This is a genomic window from Caulobacter sp. (assembly GCF_049283275.1).
GTDB lineage: Bacteria > Pseudomonadota > Alphaproteobacteria > Caulobacterales > Caulobacteraceae > Caulobacter.
The window spans coordinates 1-6,237 of record NZ_JBAPVS010000275.1 but is presented as its reverse complement, the minus strand read 5'-3'; the positions used below and the strand labels follow the sequence as shown (position 1 = coordinate 6,237).

Below are 6,237 nucleotides of genomic sequence, written 5' to 3'. Positions count from 1 at the left end.
CCCGAAGCCGTCGCCGAGGCCGCGCGCCGCTACCGCCCGGTCTTCCGCGACGCCGTGCGCCGGGTGTTCGAGGATTTCGACGTGCTGCTGGCCCCGGCCTCGGTCTGTCCGGCGCCCGGCATCGGCCAGACCACCATGGAGATGGGCGGTCAGCAGGTTTCGGTCCGCAAGAACCTCGGCGCCTACACCCAGCCCATCAGCTACATCGGCCTGCCGGTGGTGACCGCGCCGGTCAACCGCCCCGGCAAGCTGCCGATCGGCGTGCAGATCATCGCTCCGGCCTGGCGCGAGGACCTTGCTCTGGCGGCGGCCCTGCGCCTGGAACGGGCCGGCGTCATCGCCGCTCACAGGCCTCCGGAAACAGCCCGATGACCGCTCCCATGACCGTCAACGAACCTGATGTTCTGGCCGAGGTGAGCGCCGCGGTCGACGCCTACGAGACGGCGCTGATGACCAACGATGTCGAGGTGCTGGACGGGTTCTTCCGCGAGGCTCCCGAAACCGTACGCTATGGCGTGGCCGAGAATCTCTACGGTTTCGAGGCGATCGCGGCGTTTCGAATCAGCCGTTCGGGCGGCTCGCCGCAACGATCGCGCTTAAGGACCGAAATCACTACGTTTGGGCGAGATTTCGCAATCGCCAACGTCGAATTTCTCCGAGAGGGGGCAAAACGTCCCGGTCGCCAAAGCCAAGCCTGGATTCGCACCCAAACGGGCTGGAAAATCGTCTCCGCCCACGTTTCGCTTCTCCAGGACGGAGTCGATCAACGCCTTGCTCCATAAGCGATAGGTCGTCCGCTCTATGGCAATAAGTAATAAAGCTATGACTTGTGGTCTGCTTTTGGGCAGTCCTGTCGCGGCGTGGTCAAATAGTAACAACCTGCGCGGAAATTTCACCAAACGGTGGCTGAGAGGTCATCAATCCTTTGGATTCGCGTCCGTCATTGTGCATTGCACCCTCAAGCGCCGGGCCGCCGGCGGCATGAAGGGGATACTTCAATGAACACCACCAAGCTGCGCAGCCGCCTCCATCGCGGCGCCGCCCTCACCGCCCTGGCCCTGGCCGTCGGCGCCGCCGCGCCGGCCTTCGCCCAGGAAACATCCACGGCGCTGAGCGACGTGATCGTCACCGCCCAGAAGCGCTCGGAAAACATCCAGGACGTGCCGGTCTCGGTCGCGACGATGTCGGGCGAGAAACTGAGCGCCGTCCTCGCCGCCGGTGAAGACATCGTTGGCCTGTCCAGCCGCGTGCCCGGCCTGTACATCGAATCCTCGAACGGCCGCGCCGCGCCGCGCTTCTACATCCGGGGCCTGGGCAACGTTGACTTCGACCTGTCCGCCTCCCAGCCGGTGTCGATGATCCTCGACGATGTCGTGCTCGAGAACGTCGTGCTGAAGAGCAGCCCGATCTTCGACGTCGAACAGGTTGAAGTGCTGCGCGGCCCGCAAGGCACGCTGTTCGGCCGCAACACCACCGCCGGCATCGTCAAGTTCGACAGCGTCAAGCCGAGCCAGACCTTCAAGGCCAACGGCACGGCCACCTACGGCACCTACGGCACGGCGACGTTCGACGCCGGCGTCGGCGGCCCGCTGATCGCCGACAAGCTGTCAGGCCGCCTGTCGGTCCTGGGCCAGCACCGCGAAGACTATATCGACAACGGCTTCACGGGCGAAAAGGACGCCCTGGGCGGCTATGACGAATACGCCATCCGCGGCCAGTTGCTCTACACGCCGACCGAGGCGTTCAGCGCCCTGCTGAACGTGCACAATCGCTCGCTGGTCGGCACCGCGGCGATCTTCCGCGCCAACATCCTCACCGCCGGCAGCAACAAGATCAACGGCAACTTCGACCGCGACAAGGTGTGGTTCGATCAGGGCGCCAACAACCCGCAGAAGTACGACGGCCACGGCGGCTCGCTGAAGATGGACTACGATTTCGGGGCGGCCAAGCTGACCTCGATCTCGTCGTACGAGACCACCAACGGTTACAGCCGCGGCGACATCGACGGCGGCTACGGCGCGGTCTACCTGCCGACCATGGGCCCCGGCTTCATCGCCTTCCAGTCCGACACCCAGGACTCGATCGACGACCTGGACCAGTACACCCAGGAAATCCGCCTGGCGAGCGACACCGACGCGCCGCTGACCTGGCAGGTCGGCGCCTACTACTTCAAGTCCGACTTCACCGTGACGACCACCTCCGGCGTTCCGCTGTCGACCCTGCAGCACAAGAACACCGCCTGGGCGGTGTTCGGCGCCAGCACCTACCAGATCACGCCCGACTTCAAGATCGCCGGCGGCGTGCGCTGGACCAAGGACGACAAGGACATGCACGTCATCCTCGGCGGCAAGCCGGACGTGTCCGTGTCGGACGACAAGGTCAGCTGGGACCTGTCGGCGTTCTATAACGTCGCGCCCGACGTCAGCCTCTACGGCAAGGTCGCCAGCGGCTTCCGAGGTCCGTCCATTCAAGGTCGCGACATCGCGTTCGGCGCCGACGCCTCGATCGCCAAGTCCGAAACCATCATGTCGTACGAAGCCGGCGTGAAGAGCGAGTTGTTCGACCGCAGCCTGCGCATCAACGGCGCGGTCTTCGCCTACACGGTCGAGGACATGCAGCTCAGCGCCATCGGCGGGGCCGGCCAAGGCAACCACCTGATCAACGCCGACAAGGGCAAGGCCTACGGCTTCGAGGTCGACGGCGAATGGGCGGTCAACGCCAACCTGCTGCTGACCGCCGGCTACAGCTACAGCCACACCAAGATCGACGACAGCGACCTGACCACCGCGCCTTGCGGCTCGGGCATCTGCACGGTCACCGATCCGATCAACGCCGACGGTTTCGCCAACATCAACGGCAACCCGTTCCCGAACGCGCCCAAGTCGATCCTGACCTTCACGGCTCGCTACAGCTATCCGATCGGCGACGGCGAGCTGTTCGCCTACACCGACTGGTTCCGCCAGGGCTACACCAACATCTTCCTCTACGAGAGCAAGGAGTTCTACACCAAGGGCGACTTCGAAGGCGGCCTGAAGCTCGGCTACGCCAAGCAGGACGGCAGCTACGAGATCGCCGCGTTCGCCCGCAACATCACCAACGAGGTGAACCTGAAGGGCGGCATCGACTTCAACAACAACACCGGTTTCGTGAACGAGCCCCGGATCATCGGGATTTCGATCAGCGCCAAGCGGTAGTCCGAACGACCCCGCCCGGCCTTCGCGCCGGGCGGGATGCCCGAAGGATTGCCATCGTCCCGCCATGCTCCCGGTTCGCGCCGGGAGCATGGTTCGTTTCGGAGGGTCTCCCCCTCCATCACACGATGAGATAAGTCCTTCGAATGACGACCCAAAAGATCATCTTCGACACCGACCCCGGCATCGACGACGCCATGGCGCTGCTGTTCATCGAGGCCAGCCCCGCGCTCGACCTGGTGGCCGTGACCACGGTCTACGGCAACGCCGACATCGAGGTCACCACCCGCAACGCCCTCTATCTGAAGGATCGGTTCGGCCTGAAGGCCCCGGTCTTCAAGGGAACCGACAAGCCGCTGACCCGGCCGCGCAATCCCTCGCCCACCTTCGTGCACGGCGAGAACGGCTTGGGCGACGTCGAGCTGCTGGGCCTGGTTCCCGCCCGACCGGAAGCCAAGCCGGCCTATCAGGCGATCATCGACCTGGTCCGCGCCAACCCCGGCGAGATCACCCTGGTCGCGGTCGGTCCGCTGACCAACCTGGCCCTGGCGCTGAAGGCCGATCCTGACTTCGCTCCCCTGCTGAAGGCCGTGGTGATCATGGGCGGCGCTTTCGGCGTGGCCGGCAAGCCGGGCAACGTCACGCCGGTGGCCGAGGCCAATATCTGGAACGATCCCGAGGCCGCCGACCTCGTGTTCACCGCCCCCTGGCACGTCACCGCCGTCAGCCTGGACGTCACCACCCAGGTGGTGATGAGCCCGGCCTACATGGAAGCGTTGGAAGCCAGCGCTGGTCCGGCCGGCGCGTTCCTCAACGCCATCTCCAAGCCCTATGCGGCGTTCTACGGCGGCCGCGACGGCATCGTCGGCTGCTGCGTGCACGATGCGGCCGCGGTGGCGTTCGTGATCGATCCGTCGCTGTTCGAGGTTCGCAAGGGTTCGATCCGGGTGATCACCGACGGCATCGCCCTGGGGCAGACCTGCCAGAAGGTCGACGGCGAACTGTTCGGACCGTCGGCCTGGGACGATCAGCCGGTCCAGGCGATCACGGTCGGGGTGAAGGCCGAGGGGCTGTTGACGTTGTACGCGGAGACGATGGGCGCCTGAGGCTCACCCACTTGCCCCCACCTGACCGCTTCGCGGTCTGTCCGCCCCCATAGGGGGCGGAGGACGAGAACGCGGCTCCTCTTCCCCCTTTGGGGGAAGACGGTCGCGAAGCGACCCGTAGGGGGCAAGCGTTCGCCGCACTACCCTCTCCGATACTGCTCCACCCCGGCCACATAAGTCCGCTCCACCACCCGGTCGTCGCCCAGCACCGTCAGCGCGAACAGCCGATCCTCCAGCGATTTCGCCGCCGGCATGCGCCGCGCCAGCAGCGGCGTGGCCGCCAGGTCCAGCACCAGGAAGTCGGCGATCTTGCCGGCCTCCAGGCTGCCGATCTCGTCTTCCAGCCCCAGGGCCCGCGCCCCGCCCAGCGTCGCCAGGTACAGCGCGTGGAACGGGTCCAGCGCCTCGCCACGCAGTTGGCCCACCTTGTAGGCCTCGCCCAGGGTGTGAAGGACCGAGAAGGTCGTGCCCGCCCCGACGTCCGTGCCGATCCCGACCTTCACCCCGTGGGCGCAGGCGGTCTCCAGCGGGAACAGCCCCGAGCCGAGGAACAGGTTCGAGGTCGGGCAGAAGGCGATGGCCGAGCCCGCGGCGGCCAACCGCTGGAACGCTTCGCCTTGAAGGTGGACGCAGTGGGCGAAGACCGAGCGCTTCCCGACCAGGCCGAAGCGGTCGTAGACGTCCAGGTAGTCCTTGGCGTCCGGGAACAGGTTCGCGGTGTCGACGATCTCGCGGATGTTCTCCGACAGGTGGGTCTGCATCCATACGGTCGGATGCTCGGCCAGAACCTGACCGGCCATGGTCAATTGCTCGTCGCTGCAGCTGATCGCGAAGCGCGGGGTCACCGCATAGCCGAGGCGACCCTTGCCGTGCCAGTCGGCGATCAGGCTCCGCATGTCGGCCCGGCTGCCGTCGACCGTGTCGCACAGGCCGGGCGGGGCGTTGCGGTCCATCAGCGACTTGCCGGCGATCACCCGCATGTCGCGTTTCAGGGCCGCGGCGAACAGCGCCTCGACCGAGACCTTGTGCACCGAGCCGAACACCAGGGCGCTGGTCGTGCCGTTGCGCAGCAGCTCCTTGACGAAGAACTCGGCCGTCTCTTCGGCGTGGCCCTTGTCGGCGAAGGCCGCTTCGGCCGGGAAGGTGTGGCGCTCCAGCCAGTCCAGCAGCTGCTCGCCGTGGGCGGCGATGATGTCGACCTGCGGGAAGTGAATGTGGGTGTCGACGAAGCCGGGGACGATCAGCTTGCCACGCAGATCGTCCACCGGCGTATCGCCCAGCTCGTCGGCCAGCTTGGCGTAGTCGCCGCAAGCGACCACGCGGCCGTCCTCGACCAGCAGCAGGCCGTCCTCGTGGAAGGCGTGCGCCTCACCGTCCGTCGTTTTCGGATCGGCCTCCAGATGGAGGATCGACGCCCTATAGGCTTGCAAGCTGGAGGTCCTTCGTCCGGTCGCGGCGGGCGGCCTCGAGCCGCATCAGCAGGTCGGCGACCACCGAGACGGCGATCACCTCGGGGGCCTTGTTCTTCAAGTGCGGCAGGCCGATCGGGCAGGTGACGCGGACCACCGTCCCATCGCCGAAGCCGTCCTTGCGCAACCGGCCGAGGAACCGGGCCTTCTTAGTGTCCGACCCAATCAGGCCCAGATAGCCGAACGCCCCGCCGGCCAGGGCCGAGGAGGTCAGGGCGTAGTCCAGATTGTGGTCGTGGGTCATGATCAGGATATAGGCGTCGGGCCCCGCGCCCATGGCGGCGGCGGCCAACTCGGCGGGGGTCCCGACCGCCACGCCGGGGACCTCGGCGGCCTCGGGCCGGGTGTCGTACCAGGCCAGGCGGAACGGCAGCGGCTCCAGGGCGCGCGCCACGGCCTGGCCTACATGGCCGGCCCCAAACAGCAGCACCGGCGGTCGCGGCAGGTCCTGCGGCTCGACCAGCACGTCGC

6 protein-coding genes are annotated in these 6,237 nt (G+C 66.7%); 4 read left to right on the top strand and 2 right to left on the bottom strand.

Going from position 1 to position 6,237, the window contains the following annotated elements; genetic code table 11:
• The 4 genes from WAL33_RS15595 to WAL33_RS15580 all read left to right on the top strand — a co-directional run.
• Positions 1–372, top strand: a 372-nt coding sequence (locus WAL33_RS15595) for an amidase family protein (protein ID WP_422182437.1), incomplete at its 5' end; no start/stop codon positions are given.
• 8 nt (positions 373–380) lie between these two features.
• Positions 381–782, top strand: coding sequence for an oxalurate catabolism protein HpxZ (gene hpxZ, locus WAL33_RS15590; RefSeq protein WP_422182438.1), 402 nt, complete (start codon positions 381–383; stop codon positions 780–782).
• A 216-nt stretch (positions 783–998) separates the two neighbouring features.
• Entirely contained in the window at positions 999–3,194 is a 2,196-nt protein-coding gene (locus tag WAL33_RS15585; RefSeq protein WP_422182436.1) for a TonB-dependent receptor, read from the top strand.
• Positions 3,195–3,337: 143 nt separating this feature from the next.
• Positions 3,338–4,297 carry a nucleoside hydrolase gene (locus tag WAL33_RS15580; RefSeq protein ID WP_422182435.1) on the top strand — a complete coding sequence of 320 codons (960 nt, stop codon included), beginning with the start codon at positions 3,338–3,340 and terminating at the stop codon, positions 4,295–4,297.
• A 140-nt stretch (positions 4,298–4,437) separates the two neighbouring features.
• On the opposite strand, the gene guaD is transcribed toward WAL33_RS15580, so the two are convergent.
• Together guaD and xdhC are read right to left on the bottom strand one after the other, a co-directional pair.
• Positions 4,438–5,727, bottom strand: a complete 1,290-nt coding sequence (gene guaD / locus WAL33_RS15575; protein ID WP_422182434.1) for a guanine deaminase — start codon at positions 5,725–5,727, stop codon at positions 4,438–4,440.
• On the bottom strand, positions 5,714–6,237 hold a 524-nt coding region (gene xdhC / locus WAL33_RS15570; RefSeq protein ID WP_422182433.1), incomplete at its 5' end, for a xanthine dehydrogenase accessory protein XdhC. The genes xdhC and guaD, both read right to left, overlap by 14 nt.